Source organism: Leisingera methylohalidivorans DSM 14336 (assembly GCF_000511355.1).
GTDB classification, from domain to species: domain Bacteria; phylum Pseudomonadota; class Alphaproteobacteria; order Rhodobacterales; family Rhodobacteraceae; genus Leisingera; species Leisingera methylohalidivorans.
The window spans coordinates 2,721,914-2,743,709 of sequence record NC_023135.1 but is presented as its reverse complement, the minus strand read 5'-3'; the positions used below and the strand labels follow the sequence as shown (position 1 = coordinate 2,743,709).

11 protein-coding genes are annotated in these 21,796 nt (G+C 66.2%); 1 reads left to right on the top strand and 10 read right to left on the bottom strand.

The window, feature by feature from the left end; all coding sequences use genetic code 11:
• Positions 1–111 precede the first annotated feature (111 nt).
• The 8 genes from METH_RS13550 to METH_RS13515 all read right to left on the bottom strand — a co-directional run bounded on the left by METH_RS13550 (position 112) and on the right by METH_RS13515 (position 18,827).
• Positions 112–948, bottom strand: coding sequence for a glycosyltransferase family 2 protein (locus METH_RS13550; RefSeq protein WP_024091048.1), 837 nt, complete (start codon positions 946–948; stop codon positions 112–114).
• A complete protein-coding gene (locus tag METH_RS13545; RefSeq protein ID WP_024091047.1) occupies positions 945–3,461 on the bottom strand; it encodes a hypothetical protein in 2,517 nt (838 codons plus the stop codon). Before METH_RS13545 ends, METH_RS13550 begins: the two co-directional genes overlap by 4 nt.
• The gene (locus METH_RS13540; RefSeq protein ID WP_024091046.1) at positions 3,458–4,396 is read right to left on the bottom strand and encodes a hypothetical protein; all 939 of its coding nucleotides are present in this window, start codon (positions 4,394–4,396) and stop codon (positions 3,458–3,460) included. Before METH_RS13540 ends, METH_RS13545 begins: the two co-directional genes overlap by 4 nt.
• Positions 4,393–5,082, bottom strand: a complete 690-nt coding sequence (locus tag METH_RS13535; protein ID WP_024091045.1) for a 4'-phosphopantetheinyl transferase family protein — start codon at positions 5,080–5,082, stop codon at positions 4,393–4,395. The genes METH_RS13540 and METH_RS13535 overlap by 4 nt, the downstream gene beginning before the upstream one ends.
• On the bottom strand, positions 5,079–9,656 hold the full coding sequence (locus METH_RS13530) for a MupA/Atu3671 family FMN-dependent luciferase-like monooxygenase (RefSeq protein ID WP_024091044.1): 4,578 nt from the start codon (positions 9,654–9,656) through the stop codon (positions 5,079–5,081). Before METH_RS13530 ends, METH_RS13535 begins: the two co-directional genes overlap by 4 nt.
• Positions 9,653–10,669: a glycosyltransferase family 2 protein gene (locus tag METH_RS13525; protein WP_024091043.1), complete on the bottom strand. Its 1,017-nt coding sequence runs from the start codon at positions 10,667–10,669 to the stop codon at positions 9,653–9,655. The genes METH_RS13530 and METH_RS13525 overlap by 4 nt, the downstream gene beginning before the upstream one ends.
• Before the next feature lie 5 nt (positions 10,670–10,674).
• Positions 10,675–17,106 carry a type I polyketide synthase gene (locus tag METH_RS13520; RefSeq protein ID WP_024091042.1) on the bottom strand — a complete coding sequence of 2,144 codons (6,432 nt, stop codon included), beginning with the start codon at positions 17,104–17,106 and terminating at the stop codon, positions 10,675–10,677.
• Between the two features lie 257 nt (positions 17,107–17,363).
• Positions 17,364–18,827, bottom strand: a complete 1,464-nt coding sequence (locus METH_RS13515) for a membrane protein (RefSeq protein ID WP_024091041.1) — start codon at positions 18,825–18,827, stop codon at positions 17,364–17,366.
• A gap of 194 nt (positions 18,828–19,021) precedes the next feature.
• On the opposite strand from METH_RS13515, the gene METH_RS13510 reads away from it, so the two are divergent.
• Entirely contained in the window at positions 19,022–19,768 is a 747-nt protein-coding gene (locus tag METH_RS13510; RefSeq protein ID WP_024091040.1) for a WecB/TagA/CpsF family glycosyltransferase, read from the top strand.
• Between the two features lie 65 nt (positions 19,769–19,833).
• On the opposite strand, the gene METH_RS13505 is transcribed toward METH_RS13510, so the two are convergent.
• The gene (locus METH_RS13505; RefSeq protein WP_044008430.1) at positions 19,834–20,817 is read right to left on the bottom strand and encodes a glycosyltransferase family 2 protein; all 984 of its coding nucleotides are present in this window, start codon (positions 20,815–20,817) and stop codon (positions 19,834–19,836) included.
• On the bottom strand, positions 20,804–21,781 hold the full coding sequence (locus tag METH_RS13500) for a glycosyltransferase family 2 protein (protein ID WP_281173426.1): 978 nt from the start codon (positions 21,779–21,781) through the stop codon (positions 20,804–20,806). The genes METH_RS13505 and METH_RS13500 overlap by 14 nt, the downstream gene beginning before the upstream one ends.
• Between the last annotated feature and the right edge of the window lie 15 nt (positions 21,782–21,796).

Here is a 21,796-nt window from a genome sequence, read left to right as displayed (position 1 = left end):
GCGCATTGGCGCCGGGCCACGCCCAAGGCCGCCAAGGGCGCGCTGGCGCAGCCAGGGCACCCTGCGGGCGCGGGAGACCCAACGGGACAGGCCTGCTGCAAAAGCCGGGGCTCAGCGGCCGCGGGTCCAGCGGCTGGCTGACGCAAACAGCGGCGTTTTTGTGGCCAGGGCGACCATCGCATAGACCAGGAACCCGGCTGGATCCGACAGCAGCAGCTTCAGCACAAAGCCGGCGCCCGGCGGTGATTTGTCTTCATTCTGCTGCAGGACAGGGAATTTGCTTGCCACCTCCGCCACGCCCGCGTTTTGCCGCCGCCGCACCCGCACCAGGTTGCGGAAGCCCTCCACCATCGGCCAGCTGTAGACAGCCGGCACTTTCACCCGCTCGGACGGGGCGAAATTCAGCCGGGCAAAAATGTCATCGGCGATGATATCCGGCCAGTCCCCCCAGCGCTGCCGTCCGGCCCGGTTCATGGCGAACACGCCGAATCCGGGCACGCCGCCGGTGACAAACGGCAGCCGGTTCCAGAACCGTGCATAGGCACGGGTCACCGTACTGCGCGCCAGCGCCACCTGCGGGCAGCCGCTGGCATAAAGCGGCCCCTCCTGCGCCAGCGCCGCGGCAATTTGCGGGATCAGCGCCGGGCTGACGGCAACATCCGCATCCAGATAGATCAGGAGATCGCCGCGGGCCGCCGCATCGCCGGCATTCAGCGCGCCAAGCTTGCCGGCTTCCGGCAGTTCCAGCACCCGCAGATCCCAGCCCGCAGGCGGCCTCTGCGCGCGGGCCAACGCGGCGGTCTCATCGCGGCAGCCGTTTGCCAGCACCAGAACCTCAGCGGCCATGCCCGCCGGCAGCGGATCCGAGGCAAAGACCGCCTGCAGGCACCCTGCGATATACTCCGCCTCGTCATGGGCCGGGATCAGCACCGAGACCTGCGGCGTCATCTGACCGCCGCCAGCGCGTCCCAGCGCGGGTTCTCGTCGCTCAGAACCCGCAACGCCCCCCAGCTGCCCCATTTTCCCGGTGCGCCGACGTCGGCATAGGCGGTGAACAGACCGCCGCCCAGGGCGTTCCAGCCCGCCAGCAGTTCCTGGTACAGCCTGCCCATCTCGGGGGTATAGTTGAAATGGGTGAAGAACCCGGTGAGTGTCTCATCCTCCACCATCGGACCGATGCCGACCACATGGCTGCCGCCCTCATACATGATCAGATCCAGCCCGTGTTTGCGGGCAATTCCGGCATGGTAGGGCAGCACCCGCCCCAGCAGGTCGGTCAAGGTGTCGGCGCCGTCGCCCGAGATCAGCCCGTCGCGCAATTCCGCTCCGGCCTGCGCCGAGGCTGCGTCATACTGATGCCTTGCCGCAAACTGATCCGCGGCGGTGCCCGTCAATCCGCGTTGCGCCGCCACGGTCCGGGCCTGTTCGCGGCTGCCGGCGATCCACGCCCTTACATGCCCGGCGTGTTCCGTGACGCCAAGGATGCCGCCGAAATAGCCCGTCACCGCATAGGCATCGAAATAGGCAGCAGGAGGCTTGCGCCCCGGCTGTTCCGCCTTCCACAGCGGCGCTGACAGAACCTGCTCTTCCAATCCCAGCCAGCCGGTCTGCGAGGAAATCACCCGCACCAGCCGCTCGTTGCCTTCGCCAAAAACCTGGGCCCAGATCTGCGCAACCTCGGCGGCACGGCCGCCATAGAACTGCATCCACAGCCCGTCGCCGCCCCAGCGCGTCTGCGCCTGCGCATCGGCCCAGGCGGCTTGCTGGAATTGCCAGTTCCAGACCTCGTTGGAGTATTCCGCATAGGCGCGCAGGTCTTCATCCAGCCCGCGTTCCGTCAGCCGTGCGAACTGGCGGACATAGGTATCATCCGCCATATGCGGCATGGTGAACCAGGGATCCGCCCCCAGCGTATTGGCCAGCGCCAGCATGATTTCCGCCGGAACGCCCTTCAGCGCCCAGGTGTACTCCGGGACCCGCGGCCGGTCCTCCCAGCCGGTTTGGCCAGAGTCATTGGTGGCCATCCAATCCATGAACCGCAGCGCGGCAAACCCGTCCAGCCGGTCCAGCCACAAGGGATTGAACAGTTCGCCCCGCTCATAGGCTTCCAGATGCTCTTCCTTCACCACCCGGATGTTGCGGACATAGTCCGCGCCGCTGCCAGTGCGCCGCCCGGTCCGCTGGATCCGTATTTCCACCGGACCGGGGCCGGGGGCATAGTCAAACCGCACCTCGCCCTTGCCGTAGCGCACGTTCTCTGCCCGGCCCGCAACCTCGACAATGCCCTGACCGTCGAACCGCAGCACATAGCGGCCCGCAAGCGAGACGGCTTCCTCGGGCAGATCGGTCAGGATCACAGTGCCGATGGAGGCCAGCTCAGGCGGGATGGCGGTGGGCCAGCCCTCCGGGTCCAGATACCCGGCCGCCACAAGATCCTGGTGATCCGCGCCGCCCCAGCGTTTCGGCAGATGCCCGATCCAGGGGCGCGCGGTCTTGAAGTGATCCAGGAAGGGCGCCTGGGTGCTCCAATCCGCGATGGCTGCCAGGTTGATGGCGACAGGCTGCCGGGCGGGGGTGGCCTCCGGGGCAATCCGGTCTGCGGCCTGCGCCGTGTTGAACACAGGCAGAGCAGGCTCCCGCGGCAGCGCGGCAGGGTCCGGCGGCAATGCAGCGGTGCGCACGCCGGTGCCTTGGGCCGCAGCCCAGGCGATCTGCTGCAGCCGGGCCGCCAGTTCAGGCGGCGGCGCGGGGTATGGCTTGCCCCAGCGGTCGCTCAGCCGATGCGGCAGACCCGCCGGATCCTGCCCGGTCAGCACCGCATACTGCAGCAGCGCCAGGAAATAGAAACCGGTGGCATTGGGGTGGATGTCATCGGCAAACACATCCCGGATGCTGCTGAGGCCGGGCATGGTGCCGGCCAGGATCGCATCCTCCAGCCGGGCCATGGCCTGCCCCGCGGGCAGCAGTTTCACGGTGCCGCCGGTGGCGGTGTTCACCTCATCGGCCACCGCCTGCCAGCGCGGCAGGTCCTGACTGATCCGCTCGCGCCAGGGAATATCCGCGCCCTTGTCAAAGGGCACCTCGGCGCCGGTGCCGCTGTCCAGGCTGTGCCAGGTTTCCTGCAGGTAGAACGCGGTATCCGGATTGGCCGCCCGCGCCAGCTCATAAAACCGGGTCACAGCGCCTTCGGTATCGCTCCACTTCAGATGATTGGCCAGCGGTATCGCCTCGGTGACGATCACCGCATCGGCCGGCTGGCGCAGCCTTTCACGTGAATCAACGCCCTCGGCGGTGCTGCTGTGCTGCCAGTTGTAGCTCAGCGGCGCGCCGTTGATGATCTGCGCCTCCACCGTGGCCTGGCCGCGCGCATCCAGAAGCTGGTCCAGCATCTGCGGGTTGTCCGGCCCGAACAGCGAATGGCCGATCATAACGACGGAGGTGATCAGCGCCTCCAGCTTCATGCCGGCCCCCCTGCGGCGCCAAGGCCGGTGCGGGGCAAGGCGCGCACCGCGTCCCAGACGATCTGCTGCACCTTGGCGGCGGCTTCCGCCGAAAACGCTTGCGCCGGGCTGCCATCGGCGCGGGTCAGTTCATGCCGCAGCCCTGCAGGCGCGCGCTGATACAGCACCGCGTAATGGGTCAGGGCGACCGCATAGGCCCCCAGATCATTGACATGTATGGTATCCAAACCGCCTTCGGATGTCCGGGCAAACAGCGATTCACGTGAAGCCAGGCCCGGGATCCCGCCGGCCTCTGCCGCCCGCGCCAGCGCCGCCAGCACCTGTCCGCCGGGGATCAGATAGACCGGCTGCTGCGGCTTTCCGCGGCTGTCCGGCCCCAGCAGCTTGTTCACCCAGAGGTTCTCCAGATCGCCGTCGATCCGGTCCAGCCAGCCCTCCGGGTCGTTCAGCCTGTGCCAGGTCTCATACAGGTAAATGCGAGTGTCCGGCGAGGCCTCCCGCGCAAGACCGGCCCATTTGCCCAGGTATTCTGCCGCATCAAAGTAGCGAAGGGCATCGCGCAGTTCGACCATCTCGGTCAGCACCACTGCATCGTACTCCCCGGACCCAACAGCCTGCCGCGCGTCCCGGTAGGCAGGCGGCTGGTTGGCTGCGGCGAAATCAAGGATATCCTCCCCCGGTTCCCAATGCGCCCGCAGCGATGTGCCCGATCCCAGCTGGCTGTTGTAACCATGCCCGGCGGGCGCCAGCTGCGCCAGCATATGCGGCATGTCAGGCCCGACCAGCGAATGCCCCAGATGAAACACCTTCAAAGCGGCCTCAGGCGGCGCCAGCGGCGGCGGAACCAGCACGCCGCGGCTGCGCGCCGCAACTGCGGCCAGCCCCAGTGCTGAAACCGCCGCCGCCAGGGCCAGAAACCCGCGCCGCCCCATCATCCGCGCCCCCGGATTTCCGCCGTGGTGATGATCAGCCCGGCGCCAATCGCAAAGCGCCCGCCAACCGCCTCGCCGCGTGCAAACGGCGGCCGTCCGGCGGTGAACACAGCCTGATAGGCGCCTGCCGCCAGATCAAACTCCAGCTCCATCCCGTCAAAGCCGTAAAAGGCCCGGCTCAGCGTGTACTGGCATTTATAGGCCGCTTCCTTGGCGGAAAAGATCACCTTGGCCATCTGCCCCGGATTGTCCTGCCGCCGCAGCCAGGCCTGTTCGCGCTCCGAGCAGATCGCGGGCAGAAGTTCGTCCTTCAGGGGCGTGTCCTCTTCGATGTCGATCCCCAGCGCTTGAACATCGCCCGTTCTGGCCAGCACCGCCATGGCGCAGCTTTTGGTATGGGTGAGCGAGCCCACCAGCCCCTCGGGCCAGACCGGTGCCCGGTCGCTGCCCACCGGAACCGGAACAGGGGGCAGGCCCAGCTGTTTCATCGCCAGATGCGCCGCGCTGCGCCCGGCGGCAAATTCATTGCGCCGCTTGGCAGCCGCGTTGGGCGACAGGCCCGCGGCCTCCTGGGCAAAGGGCACGGGCAGGGCGGCCAGCGGATCCGCACCCGCCACGGCCACATCCGCGGCAATCAGCAGCCGCATCAGATCCAGCCGCTCTGCCAGTTTGTTTTCGGCCTCTGTCATCCGGTCCTTGCTCTGCGGTTTGCACGCATCGCCCGCCGCTTTGACATGGTGCCGGCGCGGTCAGGCTCTTGGGTGTCCTGCGGCTGTTCTTCCGCATTTGAAGGAGTCCCTGCAAGCCCTTCAATATGGGCGGCCAGCCCGGCCAGCGTCGGGAAGCGGAAGATATCGGTGATCGACAGCGCCGCGGTGCCCAGTGCGCCAGCCAGTTCTTCGCGCAGCTCCCGGTGCGCCTGCACTGCCAGCAGCGAATGGCCGCCAAGCGCAAAGAAGTTGTCCTGCGCGCCAATGCCGCTGACGCCCAGGATACGGCTCCAGACGGTTGCGATCTTTGCCTGCGCGCCTGCATCCAGCGGCATTGCCGGCGCGGCTTCGGCCCGTGCCGGTTTCGGCTCCGGCAGCGCCTTGCGGTCGATTTTCCTGTTCGGCGTCAGGGGGAAAGCCTCCAGCGTGACGATATGCGCGGGCACCATCACCTCAGCCAGTTTTGCCGCCAGCGCCCGTTTCAGAGCATTTTCGGCAACCGGAGCGGAAACCGTGATATAGCCAGCCAGCTGCTCGGCCCCGCTGCCGCCGCGCGGCACCGCCACCGCACCCGTGACACCCGGGAAGGCCGCCATGGCAGCCTCGATTTCGCCCAGTTCGATCCGCTGGCCGCGGATCTTCACCTGATGGTCGCTGCGGCCCAAAAAGACCAGCCGCCCATCCGCAGTCCAGTGCACCAGATCGCCGGTGCGGTACAGGGGGCCATCGGCGAACGGTGCGTTAACAAACCGTTCACAGGTCAGTTCCTGCCGCTGCCAGTACCCCGCCGTGACGCCCGCGCCGCCGATAAACAATTCACCGGCTGTCCCCGCGGGGACAGGCGATTGTTTTTCGTCCAGCACATAAACCTGTGTATTCGCAACCGGCGTCCCGATCCCGGCTGTCCCCGCGGGGACAGCGCTGATTTTCTCCACTGTCGACCAGACCGTGGTTTCGGTCGGGCCGTACATGTTGTGGATTTCAGCCCCTGTCGCGCCCCGCAAGGCCCGCACCAGATCGCCCGGCAATGCCTCGCCGCCCAGCAGAAGATGCTGCAGGCGCCCCAGGCAGGCGCTTGCGTTTTCATCGGCGGCGATCATCCGCGCCATCGACGGTGTGCATTGCAAATGGCTGATCCCGTGGCGCAGGATCTGCGCGCCCAGCGAGAAGTCATCCGCCGCCAGTTCCTGCGGCGCGTTGGCAAGGCGCAGCACCTCGGCCAGCGGTTTCAGCCCCTCCAGCACCACATCCGGCGCGATGCCGTAATCGATCAGGCAGGCAATCTCATCCACCCCGATCCGCTTCAGCTGCCCGACGCGCCGGCAGGCGTCCCCGATGGTTCCGAACAGGCCGGACTCCTCGAAATAACGCTCAAAGGCAAAGTCGAGGATCGCTTCCAGCTCCGCCTCCGCCAAAGACCCCAGATCCATCTCAAACGGGGTCTTGACCCCTTCGGGTTTCTTGAACGCCGGGAAGGCCCAGGCATATTGCTTGATCAGCCCCGCCGCCGAGCGCAGATAACCCTTCATCGGCTCCCGCGCCACCTGGCGGGCCTCTTCGCGGGTCTGCGCCAGATAGCTGTGCAGCATCAGCGTGACCTTGAAATCCGCAGGGTCATGGCCGGCGCTGCGCAGGGCCGCGTGATAGATGCCGATCTTGCTGCCGACCTCCTCAATGCTCTGGCCCAGCAGATGGGTCAGCACATTTGCCCCGATCGCACCCGCCTCGCGCCAGGTTTCCGGGTTGCCCGCGGTGGTGACCCAGACCGGCAGCTCCTTGGATACCGGGCGGGGCTGGGTGACAACGGCGTGTTCGCTGCCGTCCCCGCGGGGAAAGGCAACCTCCTCGCCGCGCCAGAGCTTGCGGACGGTTTCAATGCTTTCGAACAGCGCGGGTTTGTTTGCGGGCGGCGTGTTTTCCGGCCGCAGGATGAAATCATCCGGCTGCCACCCCGAGGCAAAGCCGATCCCGGCGCGGCCTGCTGTCAAGTTGTCGATCACCGCCCATTCCTCGGCGATCCGCGCCGGGTGGTGCAGCGGCGCGACGCAGGAGCCGCCGCGCACGCCGAGGTTCTGTGTCACCGCGGCGACAGCGGCACCAGTTACCGACGGGTTCGGATAGGGGCCGCCAAAGGCATGGAAATGCCGCTCCGGTGTCCAGACCGCATTGAACCCGTGGCGATCGGCAAATTTGGCCCCTTCCAGCAGCAGATGGTATTTCTGCGGCCCCGGCCCGTCGTCATTGCCCCAGTAGAACAGGTTGAAATCCATCCTGCGGTCTGACTGTGCAACCGGGCCCCTGGACAATTCCAGCCGGCTTTCGTCGCTGGACAAGACCAGCTTGACGCCGCGCGACAGGGTCCAGAACAGTTCCAGCACCGAGATGTCAAAGCTGAGACTGGTGACCGCCAGCCAGGCGTCGCCGGGCTGATGCGGGATGCGCTGGTCCATGCCGGTAAAGAAATTCGCGGCATTGGCATGGCTGACCATCACCCCCTTCGGCAGGCCGGTGGAGCCGGAAGTGTAAATCAGATAGGCCAGATCGCTGCCCCTGGCGCCGCCATCAATGTTATCTTCGGCTGTCCCCGCGGGGACGGTCTCGATTTCCAGCACCCGCGCGCCGGAGGCCGGCAGTTTTCCAGCCAGTGCAGCCTGCGTGATGATCACCTGCGCCCGGCTGTCGCTGATATAATGCGCGATCCTGTTTGCGGGGTAGGCCGGGTCCAAAGGCACATAGGCGGCGCCGGCCTTCATCACGCCCAGGGCGGCAAAAACCAGTTCGGGCGCGCGGCGGATGTGGATGCCTGCATGCGTACCCGGTTTCACGTCCAATTCACGCAGGCGCAGGGCCACCGCATTGGCGCGGGCATTGACTTCGCTATAGGTGAAACTCTGGTCCTCAAAGACCAGAGCGACGGCGTCCGGCGTGTTGGCAGCCTGGGCTTCAAAGGCTGCGTGGATGGTCAGATCCGATGGGTACTCGGTTGCGGTCCGGTTCCAGTCCTCCAGCAGCATCTTGCGTTCGGCAACCGGCAGGATGGGCAGGGCTGACACCGGTTGGCTTGCATCCTTGGCGAGGGCGTCCAGCACCAGTTCCAACCGCGCGGCAAGCAGGTCTGCGGCGGTGCTCGCCAGCCGGGCCTGGTCCGTATGCAGCGCCAATGTGCCATCACATAAGGCGACGGTGGCGGTGCAGCCGGAAACGGGGCCGTCCTTGTCCAGCAACAGGCCTATGGCCGGTTGAGAAAAACCCGAAATCTCCGGAGCGCGCGCGACCAGATCCTCGGCAAATCCGCCGTATTTCCGCGCTTCTTCAATATGCTGACAGGTTCTCGCCTGCAGGTCTGAAACAGTCTCCTCCCGCCGCACTTGCAGCGGCACCCAATCGGAGATCAGCCCTGGAACCGTGTTCATGCCGCCAAGGGACAGCGCCACATCCGCGGTGGTTTCGCCGCTGCTGAGCAACGCCCAGGCCAGCACTCCGGCAGCGGCCTGTTCTTGGCTGAGACCGGCTGGCAGGGCAATCTCGCGGCGGGCCATTCCCGTGCTGCCGGTATCTGAGGCCAGCGGCACCTGGACCGGCTGCATCGCAGCAAGCGCCTGGCGCCAGTGCTGCTCGCCGGCCTGCGCGGCGGCCATCTGTGCGGTGAGGGCTTTGGCCTCCTCCGCGGACAGCGCAGGCAGCATATCCCCGGCGTGGATCAGTCCGGCCGGGTCCAGCGGTTTGCCTGCAGGGGTGGTCAGCCGCGACAGCATCAGCGCACCGCCTGCAGCGGCGATTGTCACGCTGTCTTTACGGACGTCAAGCACCGTGCCGGGGGCGCCGGAGCCCGCTGCCGTTTCTGCGGCAGCGGTCAGAACCACGCGGCCGCCAATCCGCAATTTGGCGGCGCACAGAGGATTCCAGTAACCGCCGGTGTCCAGCGCCCGGACCAGCCGGGCCAGTTCGGCGGCGGGGCGGGTGAAATCCAGCAGCCCGCCCGCGGCCGGGCGGTCGGATTTGGCGAACACACGGCGCTGGCTCAGGTCTTGCGGCTGCCGGTTCAGGTCGCCGGTTTCCAGTTGCGCGATCACCTCGCCAAAGCTGTCCAACGCGGCGGCGTAGCATTTGGAGTTCAGACTGAAGGCGGTTTCTTGCCCCGCCACATCGAACATCCGCCGGGCCAGGATATCGCCCTCGTCCACGCCGCCCTCGACCAGATGCCAGCTGATACCATGCTGTGTTTCGCCATTGATCAGCGCCCAGTTCGGGGTGTTGAGGCCCGCGTAGGCGGGCAGGGGGCCGTCGTGGAAATTCACCGCGCCTTTGGCGGCCAGCGCCAGAATGTCCTGCGGGATCACCGTCAGGTTGGCAATTGACAGCAGCCAGTCGAACCCGCCTTGCAGCTGCTGCTGGCTGTTCAGCAGGGTCAGCCCCTTGCCGCCGGCCCAGCTGCGGATACCGGGATCCCGGGAGACCACAGCGCGGATCTGGTGACCGCGCGCCAGCAAGGCATCGGCACAGCCGATCAGCAGGGTTTCATTGCCGATCAGGGCACAGGTGAAAGGGGTCATTTCGGCTCCTTTGCCAGCGAAGAAGGAGGGCGCGTTTCCTGCGACGGTTCCGGGCGCGGTGCAGCCATTGCCCGCAGGCTGTACAGGATCAGATCGCGCAGGAAATACGGCGGATCCGCCTGCGGCTTGTTCTGGATCAGGCGGCGCAGGCCATAGATCAGGCTGCCGGCGGCCCGTGCCAGCGTGGCGGCGGCGGCATAGGCGTGCCCGTGGTGCTTCACGAAGTAATGACGGCGCGAGTCGAACCAGTAGTGCGGCGTGCGCTGCCAGGCTTTCATGCCGGTGGAGGCGGAGCCGACATGGGCGATCTCGCTGGCCGGGACATAGTGGGTGCGCCAGCCCGCACGGGCGGCGCGGCGGCAGAGGTCTGTTTCCTCGAAATACAGAAAGAAGGTCTCGTCAAAGCCGCCAACGGCCGCGGCCGCTTCACGCCGGATCATCAGGCTGGCGCCGGCGGTCCAGTCGACCTGCAGCTCAGCCTGGGGCAGGTCCATGGCGACCACCCAGGGTTTCAGAAGCCGGGTGAACATTCCTGTGCGCACGCTGGCTTCGAACTCGCCCGCGATGGAGGGGAAGCGGAAGGCGGTGCGGTGCGGCGTGCCGTCCGTGCCGCGCACGTAAGAGCCGGCCAGACCTGCGCCGGGATGTTCCAGCAGGAAATCGCGCAGGGTGCGGATGGTGCGGCCCTGCACAAAGGCGTCGGAGTTCAGCAGGTAATAGAATTCCGGCGCGCTGCCGTCCGACAGGCCGGCCTTGATGCCGATATTCATGCCGGCGCCAAAGCCGCCGTTCACCGGCGCGGCGATCACCCGGAGACACCCGCTGGCTAGCCAGCCGCGCGCCTCCGCCTGTGCGCGGATCTGCTCATAGGAGCCGTCGCCGGATCCGTTGTCGATGATCAGCAGCTCGCCCGGCAGGTTCTCCATTTCGCGCAAGGCGGCCGCGGCGGCCTGCAGCGTCATTTCCGGTGTGCGGTAGTTGAGAAGAATGGTGAGGATGCGTTGCTGGTCCATGCGGGTCACTCCGCGGCTGCGGCGAAACGGGGCCGGGCTGCCGCTGCATCCGCGGCGTCGAGCCGGGTTTTGATGCCTGCGGCCAGCACGCTGACATTCGGCACCAGCACCATGCTGTCATGATCGCCCGGCACTTCGGCCACCTCTGCCTGCGCGGCCCAGCGGGTCCAGTCGTTGTCATCAAACACATATTCCCGGGCTGCGCTGACCCAGTTGCCGCCGCTGACCTGCCATTTGCGGTCGAGCGGCGGGCGGAACAGCGTCAGCGGACCGCTCCAGGGCCTGAGCGCATAGGTTTCGACGGCGGTGCGGAAGGCCAGCTCGATCTTGCGGTTGTTGAAATCGGGCCGGGCGCCGGGCTCAACCGGCGCGGCGCGGCGTTTCTCAAACTCCCAGGCGATGCGGGCTTTGGCCCATTCGCCAAAATAGCCGGCCCCCTTGCTGCGCAGCTCGGCCAGTTTGATCAGCGCCTTGTCGCGGCGGCTGAGCGGCGGGCGCACCGGCAAGGGCGTGTCCAGCAGGATCAGCGCGGCGGTGTCCTGGCCCTGATCCTTCAGCTGCTGCGCCATCTCATAGGCGGTGATGCCGCCGCCGGAGAAGCCGCCCAGCAGATAAGGGCCGTCGGGCTGGATCCGGCGGATTTCATCCAGGCAGCTTTCTGCCGCGTCCGCGATCCGGTCATGCGGGGCGCCATTGCCGACCAGCCCCTTGGCCTGCAGGCCATAGACCGGGCGGTCCTTGCCCACCAGCAGGGCCAACTGGCGCAGGTTCAGCACGTTGCCGAACATGCCCGCGACCAGAAAGAACGGCCGCCGTCCGGTGCCGTCGCCCGGATGCAGCTGCACCAGATGGGTGAACTGCGGATTGTCTCCGGCAGCGGCGGCGGGTTTTCCCGGTTCCACGGCCACCCCGCCGCCGGTGCGGCTGATGATCCGCTCTGCCAGTGCGGCGACGCTGGGGGCCTCGAACAGCACCGAAAGGGGAAATTCCACGCCAAAGCCGCGTTTGATCTGGGCAAACAGCCGCACCGCAATCAGGGAATGGCCGCCCAGGTCAAAGAAACTGTCCTCGATCCCGACTTGCGACACCCCGAGGAGGGCGGCAAAGAGGCTGGCCAGGTCCTCCTCCACCTGGTTGCGGGGGGCGATATAATCGGTGTCGAGCTGCGGGCGTTCAAAGGTCTGCGCGTCCTCAGCGGCGGCGGCTGTCTGCCCTGCCTGTGCGATCAGCGCGGGCAGCTCCAGCGAGGATACCACCACCTGCGGCAGGCCGGTGGCCAGGGCGCGGGCCAGGGCGCCGCCGCCTTCTGCGGCTTTGATGCCGTTGGAGATGTTCAGCTGCAGGCGCCGTTCCCCGGCCGACAGGGGCTGGGTGCCGGCGGCGGGTTCCAGGCCCAGATCAGCGGCGGTGGCGTCCGCCTGTTCCGTGGCCGCTGCGGCGTCGAACCCGGCGGCCAGGCGCTGCATCCGGAAGCCTTCGATCCGGACCAGAACTGCGCCATCCGGATCGGTCAGCGTAATATCAAAATCGGCAGAGCTTGCATCCGGCGCATCCGCCAGTCGCACATGGCTGCAGATGCTGGAGGTGAGGGGCGCGAACACCCGGATCAGCCGGTAGGAGACCGGAACCCAAAGCGCGCTGGCGTCATAGCCGGGGATCAGCCCAATGGCCCAGCCGGTGGCCAGGTCCAGCAGGCCGGGATGCAGCAGACAGCCATCCTGCGCTGCGATGTCCGGGAGGGAAAGAGAGGCGAGCCCTTCGCCGTTGCCCAAGGCCGCGCGGTTCAGCACATGCCAGCGCGGGCCGAACTGCAGATGCGCTTCCTGCGCGGAGCGCAGGCGCCCGTCGATCGGCGCCTGCTCCTCCGGGCATCGGGTGGAAATAGTCTGGAGGTTGAGTGCGACGGGGCGTTCTGCCACCGCCGCGGAGGCCAGCATAGCCTGACAATTCAGAAAGTAACCATTTGTACACCTTGAGTAAACAAACAGTTCATAACCATTTTCATAAGCTTTAATCTTTGCCAGGATATTCTGCGGCTGCAGTCCGGACGCAACCATAGGGCGCATGAAGTAGAGGTCGCGGATTTCGAACGGCGTACCGATGCCGGCTTCCGCCAGCGCCTCGGCTGCCAATTCGATGTAGCCGGTGCCGGGCATCAGGGCGGTGCCATCGGCGGTCCGGTGTTCGTCCAGCAGCCAATCAGCGGCCGCAAAACGCGGTGTGAAGATGCGGTTGCCTGCTGTGTCGGACCCGCGTTCCTGCAACAGCGGCTGGGGGCAGGGTTCCCTAGGGACGGCAGCCGTGGCGCCGTTGCGGCTGGCCATGGCGTCGGCGGCCATGCCGGTATCGGACCACACGCCCCAATCGACCGCCATCACGCGGGTGCGGCCGCCGGCGCGGTGCTTGGCCCAGGCGTTCAGGAATTCATTGGCTGCGATGTAATCCACCTGGCCTGCCGGCCGGGTCACGGCGGAGGAGGAGGAAAACAGCACCATCAGCTCCAGACTGCCATCCGGGAACACAGTTTCCAGCGCCCGCAGGCCGCTGACCTTGGGCGCAAGCACCCGGGCGATCTGTTCCTCGGTCTTGGCCAAGAGCGGGCCGTCATCGATCACGCCGGCACTATGGATCACGCCGGTCACAGGCCCAAAGGCGGCTTCGGCCTGCTCACGGGCGCTGCGCAGCTCGCTGCTGTTGCAGACGTCGGCGGCCAGCGCCAGCACCTTGCCTTTGCCTGAGGTTTCCAGCGCCAGCACCGCGCGGATGCGCCGGGCGGTGCGGTTGGCCGGGCTGTGGTCGCGCAGGCAGCGCTCCCATGTGTCGCGCGGCGGCAGACCTTCGCGGGAGATCAGCGAGATCTTGGCGCCGTAGTCCCGCATCAGATACTCTGCGATGGTCAATCCGATACCGCCATAACCGCCGGTGATCAGATAGTGGCCGCCTTCGGTGAACGGCGGTATTTGCGGTTCGGGCAGCGGCTGCGGGCGCCAGGCCAGTTCATACCGCTTTTCGCCGCGCCAGGCGGCGGCGGTGTTCGCGGGGTCCGCCATCAGTTCTTCCAGCAGACGGAGGGTGATGTCCGCCTCCGCAGCCGGTTTCCGGAACGCAAACCGTCCTTGCGGTTTTACTGGCAGTTCAATGTCGACGGTGGCGCAGGTCAGCCCCGGCAGCTCCCGCGGGATCACGCCGGCGGGGCCTGCTATCATCGCTTTTTCAGGGCAGGGCAATGCCTCGGTGCGCACCTGCGCTGCTCCGGTGGTGAAAACGCTGAGATGCACAGGGCCGGGCAGATCGGCGTTGCCCAGTTCCTGCGCCAATGCGGTGAGGGAATGAAAGCCCATTTCGAGGTTGCGGTCAAAGAAGGAGGAGCCGGGGCGGAAGCTTTCGCCCTCGGTCACCAGCCAGAAATGGGCGATGCGGTCCGGCAGCAGCCCGGCTTCGGCCAGATCCGCCAGCAGCGCGCCGTAGACGGCGCGGCCCTGCTCGGTGGGCAGGACATAAGAGGTCGGGGACAGCTGCGCATAAGTGTCGCCGGCGCGGACGCGGGCAACGCTGTGGCCGGCGGCCTGCAACTGCTGCGCAGCGCGGGCGGCGTGGCCTGTTTCATCCTCGAATATCAGCCAATTGTGCTGCTCCTGGTGCAGCTCTTGCGCCACGTCCAGGCTGCAATCGGCGAATCTGGGCCGCCAGGCGGGCCGGTAGCCCCAATCAGCCAGGTTTTCATGCCGGGCCGGGGGCGTGTCTTCCTCGATTGCGGGTTTGCCGGGTTCGATGAAATAGCGGCTGCGCTGGAAGGCATAGCCGGGCAGGGGCAGGCGGTTGCGCCGTGCCCCGCCCCAGATCTGCTGCCAGTCGGCCTCGACCCCGCAGGCCCAAAGCCGGCCGATGACGCCGAAGAAGTAGCTGTCGTCCATCGCCTGCTGATCCGGATGGCGCAGCGAGCTGAGCACCTGGCCCGGCTGAACCGCGGGCGACATTTGCGCCAGCGCGCTGAGCGCCTTGCCGGGGCCGACCTCAAGGAACACCCGGCCCGGGGTTCTGGCGAGGGTATCGATGCAGTCGGCATAGCGCACCGTATTGCGCAGCTGGCCGACCCAGTAATCGGCGCTGGCGGCCTGTTCTGCGGTCAACGCGGTGCCGGTGCGGTTGGAGATCACCGGCAATTTCGGGGCGGACAGGGGCAGGGTGCGGATGAAATCGCCATATTGCTGCAGGATGCCGTCCAGCATCCGCGAATGGGCGGCAATGTCGATCTGGATGCGCTGATGCTCCACCTCGCGCGCGGTCAGATCGGCGGCCAACCGGTCCAGCGCGTCTTGCGGGCCGGATACGGCGGTCAGCGCGGGGGCGTTGACGCTGGCAATATCCAGATCGTCAGTGATCAGGGACTCGACCTCTGCCAGCGGCAGGGCGATGGACAGCATGCCGCCCGCAGGCACGGTGTCGAACAGCTGCCCGCGCAGCAGGACCAGGTCGATGCAGTCCTCGAAACGCATTACGCCGGCCAGACAGGCGGCGGTGTTCTCGCCCATTGAATGGCCGACCATGGCGGCGGGTTTCACGCCCCAGCTGATCCACAGCTGCGCCAGCGCATATTCGACGATCATGATCAACGGCAGTTGCACCGAAGGCTGCTGCAGCTTGGCGTCGGCGTCCTCTGCGTCACCGTTTTCGGGCAGCCAGATGGCGCGTATATCGTAGTCGAGGCTTTGTTGCAGGTGATCGAGCCCGCGGTCCATCCAGTCGGCAAAGACCGGCTCGGTTTCGTAAAGATCGCGCGCCATGCCCGCGTATTGCGCGCCGCCGCCGGGGAACATGAAGACCACCTCCGGCGCGTCGCCGAGGCGGTCGTGGGTAAAGACCCTGCGCGGGTCGTTTTCTGTCAGGATTTCAGCGGCTTCGGCAGGGGTTTCCGCCACCAGAACGCGCCGTTTGGCAAAGCCGCGGCGGCCCTCCTTCAAGGTGAAAGCCACATCGGCAAGATCAGCCTTCGGGTTGGCCTTCAGATATTCCGCCAGTGCCTGGGTATTGGCGTCCAGTGCGGCCCTCGACTGTCCGGAAACGCAAAGGATCTGGAACGGAAAATCGCTGTCTTCCGAGGCCGCGCGCTCCGGCGCCTCTTCCAGGATCACATGGGCGTTGGTGCCGCCGACACCCAGTGCGTTGACGCCGGCCCGGCGCGGCCCCTTGTGCGGCGTCCAGGGCGTGAGGGCGGTGTTCACACGGAACGGCGAGCCGTCGAAATCAATCGCCGGGTTCGGCGCCTCATAGCCCAGCGAGGGCGGGATTTCCCTGTGGTGCAGGGCGAGCGCCGTTTTGGTCAGGCTGGCCACGCCGGCTGCGGTGTCCAGATGGCCGATATTGGTCTTGACCGAGCCGATGCGGCAAAAGCCGGTGCCGCTGGTCGTCGCCCGGTAGGCATCGGTCAGGGCTGTGACCTCGATCGGGTCGCCGAGGTAGGTGCCGGTGCCGTGGCATTCGACATAATCGATGGTCTCCGCCGGGGTGCCGGCAGCCTCCAGCGCCTTTTGCACCGCTGCCGACTGGCCGCCAACCGAGGGCGCCAGGTAACCGGCCTTATCGGCGCCGTCGTTGTTGATCGCCGAACCCTTGATCACCGCCCAGATGTGGTCGCCATCGGCGATGGCATCCTCCAGCCGCCGCAGCGCCACCGCGCCGGCGCCGGAGCCGAAGACAGTGCCTTGCGCCCGGTGGTCAAAGGCGTGGCAATGGCCGTCGGGCGAGAGGATCTCGTTTTCTTTGTAGAGATAGCCGCGGCCCTGCGGCAGCTCGATGGTGACACCGCCGGCCAGCGCCATATCGCACTCGCCCTCGCGCAGGGCCTTGCAGGCGTAATGCACCGCAACCAGCGAGGTGGAGCAGGCGGTCTGCACGTTCACGGACGGCCCCTTCAGGTCGAAGACATGGCTGACACGGGTCGACAGGAAGTCCTTGTCGTTGCCGGTGTGGCGCAGCAGGAACATGCCCACGTCGTCCACCAGACCGGGGTTCGAGCAGATGTTGAAATAGAAATAGCTGCCCATGCCGCAGCCCGCGTAGACGCCTATCGGGCCTTGCAGGCTTTCGGGCGGATGGCCCGCGTTTTCCATCGCGCCCCAGGCGACCTCGAGGAACTTGCGGTGCTGCGGGTCGAGAATGGCGGCTTCCTTGGGGCTGAAGCCAAAGAATTCCGCGTCGAATTCATCAAACCCCTGCAGCCTGGCAGAGGCAGGCACATAGTCCGGGTCGGCCAGAACCGAGGGCCGCTCGCCGTTTGCCAGCAGGGTGTCCCGGTCCAGAACCGCAATCGATTCAATGCCGCCGCGCAAGTTCTGCCAGAACAACTCGGCCGAATTTGCGCCGGGGACTGTCACCGACAACCCGACAATTGCTATATCTCCGGCTGCGCCCCCCGCTGCGGGTTTTCCATCCTGCATCGCCAATACCTGACCCACTGGTCCCTTAAAACAGCCTGGCACAGCGATGCCAGGCTGCATTGCAGAACTGGCAGGCGCCCGCCGGGCGTTGGTTTATGCTGCCGGAGTTTTCCCCGGCTGGTTGCCCCGGTCCGGCAGCACAAGATCCCCATCTGTGCCGCAACCCGGTTTCAATCTGTTTACTTTCGTCAATCCATAGGGCTGTCCTGTGGACGCATTGTGTTGAATTGAGCCTGAAAAGCGGAAAAATTGCGGCATCACAGAAGGCTTCGCCTCTCCGGCACGGCGGTGTCGGGCAGCAGCGCCTGCGCCCCGCCAAACAGGGCAGGTTTCCTGCTGAACAAGCCCGGGTAGAGCAATCGTTCGGCGTAGCCCAGCACCGACCCGGCGCACATCCAGGTGATCGGGATCAGGGTCGCGTTGAGCAGCATATCCACCATGGTTGCAGCAAGGATGAGGGCAATCGGCGCGGCAAACGGCGAGACACTGCCCTGCGGCGCGTGCCGCGCGGCCTGTGCCAGCAGAACCAGCGGAGCTGCCAGCAAGCCCATCTCGGCAATATAGCCCAGCCAGCCGAAGGTGCCGAACACGATGATCCAGCGTCCGTCGGGGACCGACAGGATCTGCCCGGTCTCGGCGTGGCGCACCAGGCTGCGGCCCCAGCCGCCCCAGCCGAACCAGGGCTTTTCGGCGGCGCGTGCCAGCAATCGGGTTTCGTTTTCAAACCGGTAGTTCAGCGACTGCGCCCGCTCGGCGCTGATTGCATCGGCCTGCGCCACCAGCGCTTCGGTCGGCACCAGCCCGGTGTTGCGCAGGATCGGATAGACCGCTGCAATCAGCGCCAGCAGCAGGGCCGCCCGCAGCTGCCATCGCAAGGGCGCCAGCGCCACCACAGGCGTAAAGGCCAGCGCATAGGCCAGCGAGGCGAGGCTTTTGCAGAGCACCAGCACGGCAAACAGGTACACCGCCGCCAGCATCAGGCGCAGCCTTTGGCCGGAAGCCTCCGCGCGGGCGAGGGCCGTGGCAGCCAGCAGCGCCGACAGCATGAAGAACGCCAGCCACAGCGCGTGGGGCAGGAATACAATGGGGCGGAAGCCGCCCTGGCGCATCATCTGGCTGAAGTCATGCTGGAAAAAGCCGTAGACCCAGATATTGATCTGCGGGCTGAGACGGATCTCGATCAGCGACGGGACCGTGTAGGCCAGCCCGCCGATCATCAGCGCCAGCAGCAATTCGCGCTGGGCACCGGGGGTGGAGAGGTAACGGCGCGCCAGCAGGAACGGGATCAGCACGATCATCTGGTTGATGATCACGGATCCAAGGTCGCGCCAGCGCAGCCCCGGCAGCTGATCGGTCAGAAAGACAATCGGATCGGAATTGGCGATTCTGCGGAACAGGATCGGCTCGCCATTGGTCAGCACCGTGGGGATGACGCCGAACACAAAGAAAAGCGTCAGCACCCGCGCCGCCGGGTGCCGCGGCAGCAGCGGCACCGGCCTGCGCAGCAGCAGCAGGCACAGCAGGAACGCCATCACCGATGGAATGGCAAATTTGTCCATATCCGGCACCAGCGGCAGGTCGAACTCAGCCAGCGGCGGCAGCAGCAGATAGCCAGCAATGAGGCACCACAGGATCGCCCGTTCCAGCGGCAGGCGCCGGAACAGGATCAGGCTGACCAGCGGCCAGGCCATCAGCATCAGATAGGCCACAGAGTTGGGCAATGCCCGCGTTCTCCCTCAATTCCCCGGTATTTGCGTCAAAGTTTACCTGTTGATGGCGGCCCTGTCGCGCGGATTTGCAAGAACAGGTAAACAGCGTGCAGCTATGCCACGCTCAGGCTGCGGCAGGTGCGCGGCCGCTGGCCTGGCCGCCGCGCCGCCGGTATGAGAGGGCGGCGTTGTCGTTGGAGGCTGCATTGCATTTCGAATTTCACGGCCGCCGGGTTGCGGTGAACATGCCGACCCGTTCCATGCTGGAAGCGGAAGTCCGCGCCCGGTTCGGGGCCGGTCAGGGATTTGCGCTGGCCACGGTCAATCTGGACCATCTGGTCAAGATGGCGGAGACCCCGGGCTTTCTGGCTGTCTATCAGGCGCAGGATCTGGTGGTGGCCGACGGGCGCCCTGTTGTCTGGCTGTCGCGGCTGGCCCGCCGCCCGGTGGAGCTGATGCCCGGCTCGGACATGGTGCTGCCGCTGTGCCGTCTCGCGGCAGAGGCCGGGGTTCCGGTGGCCCTTGTGGGCAGCACGGATGCGGCGCTGGAAGATGCGAAGGCCGCTTTGGAGCCGCAGGTGCCGGGGTTGGACATCGCCTGGACCCATGCGCCATCGGGCCGGTTTGACCCTGACGGGCCGGAAGCGGATCACATCCTGCACCGCCTTAAGGGGACCGGTATCGGTTTGTGCTTCCTGGCGCTGGGGGCGCCAAAGCAGGAACGGTTCGCCCAACGCGGCCGCCGGATGTCGCCGCGCACCGGGTTTGCCTCCATCGGTGCCGGGCTCGATTTCCTGGGCGGCCACCAGAAACGGGCGCCTGCCTGGGTGCGGGCGGTGGCGATGGAGTGGCTGTGGCGGGCGCTGTCCAGCCCGTCGCGGCTGCTGCCGCGCTATGCCAAATGCCTGGCGATCCTGCCCGGCGAGATCCTGAGGGCATGGCGTATCCGCTGACGCTTGCGGGCGCACCGCCTACCGCCCCCCGGTTTTGCAAGGCCGCTGACGGAAGGGGACCAGAGCTACTTGTATTCGAGAATGCCGCGAGTCTTGCCGCGCCAGCGGCGCCAGTAGAATTCCACGGCGCCGGCCGCTTCGGCGAATTTCCCAAGGACGGAGAACAGCGCTTGCTCATACCCCATGCGGCGGGCCAGGCGCAGAAACTGTGCCGGGTAAACCAATGCGGCCAGCAGCAGCAGCGGGTGCACCAGGCCGGCCATGATGATGCCCGCTGGCAGCGCAGCCCCCCAAAACAGCGCACGCCGGGTTTCCGCGACCCAATGGCGTTCCGGCCCGGCCCCATGCAGCGCGGCGCCTTCGGCAAAAGCGTGGCCAGCGCGGCGGCTGCGGCGCCACCACTGGCCGAAGTGCTGCATCTGTGCGTCATGCAGGGTCATTTCCGCATCGATCCGCCAGATCTGCCAGCCGTCCCGCCGCAGCCGCAGGCACAGCTCCGGCTCTTCCCCGGCGATCAGGCTGCCGCGGTAACCGCCCGCAGCACGGACCGCCGCAATCCGCATCAGCGCGTCGCCGCCGCAGGCCGCGGTCTCGCCAAGCGGGGTGTTCCATTCCGCGTCGCACAGCCGGTTGTAGAGTGACGCGCCGGGAAACCGCTCCCGCCGCCGCCCGCAAACCACGGCCGTCCCGGACCGCGCCTGCAGGAAGGCTGCTGCGGTGGCGATCCAATCCGGGTCCACCTCGCAATCGCCGTCCACGAATTGCACGAACTCGGGCCCCTCTGCCAAAGCAGCCAGCCCGGCATTGCGTGCCCGCGCTGCAGTGAAGGGCCGGTCGAGGTCGAGGTCGAGGTCCACCACCTGGGCGCCAAGTGCCCGCGCAGCCGCCGCCGAACCATCGCAGGAGCCGCTGTCCACATAGATCAGCGGCTGCGCCTTGCCTTGCAAGGAGCGCAGGCAGCGGATCAGGCGTTCTCCCTCGTTGCGGCCAATGACCACTGCAGCTATGGCACGGGGCGGTGCCCCGATGGGCGGCTCATACTTCGGCATATACGGCTGAAAATGCAGAGAATTTTTGGGAGCGGACCAAAAACCCTTTGTCATACAGGTCTTCGATGCCCGAGTACTCTTGGGCCAGGGGGGTGTGAAGCGTTAGGTCGTCCTGCTGGTCCAGGACGGCCAGGCGCAATTTGTCTGCTCCATGCGGGATAGTGCCGTCATGCACGGATTGCCGGTCCCGTTCGATGGGGCTGTTGCAAAATTTATAATGACGCAGCAAGGCGGTGAAATCAGCGCACCGCACCCGTGCTGAACAATGGGGGTGCACGCCGGCCTCGACGCCGGGCTCCAGGAAAACCAGAGGATGTTTGGTCAGGCAGCACTGTTCGCCGAAGATCTTGCTGCGGATGCCGCCGAACAGGAACTGAATATGCTCTCCGGGAACGCTGTTGTGTTGCAGGAAATAGGAGAACCCGGCTGTCAGCGGATGGCTGTGCTCATGATAGGGCACTGTTTCTATCGCTTCGAGATCGAAATACCGGTAATCTTCCAACACTTTGGAAAAAGGCCAGTCAGACGCTTCGCGAAGCGTCACGGCGGGAAACAGGTCAAGCATCTGGGCGGCCAGCGCTGTGAAGCCGTTCGTATTCATATAGCGGATGAGGCAATTCAAACCGGTGTCTTCGCGGCCTTCAAAGTCAAACAGTTCATCGATGTCTGCGTAAAGGCACCATCTTCCGGTGCAGTACCGTTCAGCTGCATAGCGCCGGAAATCCGGTTCGAATTCTGCAGTCGGCAATGCAGACTGCAGGACAACCGTGCCGGGCTCCTGCTGTATTCGCCTGATGGTCCCGTCAGATGAGCCATTGTCGACAAAGACAAAGTGGCGGATGCCCATTGACCGGTAATGGGCAAAGAACTCATCCAGGAAAAACCGCCCGTCCTTGACCACTGTCACCACTGTCACATCGTCAGTTTCCGCATACTGCCGGCGCGGTCCGTGCAAGTGCCGCATCGATGCCCGCAGCCG

Bases quoted from the DNA above. Each gene is read 5' to 3' on its own strand.
- METH_RS13550 (WP_024091048.1), bottom strand. From the start codon at position 948: ATGACGCCGCAGGTCTCGGTGCTGATCCCGGCCCATGACGAGGCGGAG.
- METH_RS13540 (WP_024091046.1), bottom strand. From the start codon at position 4,396: ATGATGGGGCGGCGCGGGTTTCTGGCCCTGGCGGCGGCGGTTTCAGCA.
- METH_RS13500 (WP_281173426.1), bottom strand. From the start codon at position 21,781: ATGCGGCACTTGCACGGACCGCGCCGGCAGTATGCGGAAACTGACGAT.
- METH_RS13525 (WP_024091043.1), bottom strand. From the start codon at position 10,669: ATGGACCAGCAACGCATCCTCACCATTCTTCTCAACTACCGCACACCG.
- METH_RS13530 (WP_024091044.1), bottom strand. From the start codon at position 9,656: ATGACCCCTTTCACCTGTGCCCTGATCGGCAATGAAACCCTGCTGATC.
- METH_RS13505 (WP_044008430.1), bottom strand. From the start codon at position 20,817: ATGCCGAAGTATGAGCCGCCCATCGGGGCACCGCCCCGTGCCATAGCT.
- METH_RS13545 (WP_024091047.1), bottom strand. From the start codon at position 3,461: ATGAAGCTGGAGGCGCTGATCACCTCCGTCGTTATGATCGGCCATTCG.
- METH_RS13520 (WP_024091042.1), bottom strand. From the start codon at position 17,106: ATGCAGGATGGAAAACCCGCAGCGGGGGGCGCAGCCGGAGATATAGCA.
- METH_RS13535 (WP_024091045.1), bottom strand. From the start codon at position 5,082: ATGACAGAGGCCGAAAACAAACTGGCAGAGCGGCTGGATCTGATGCGG.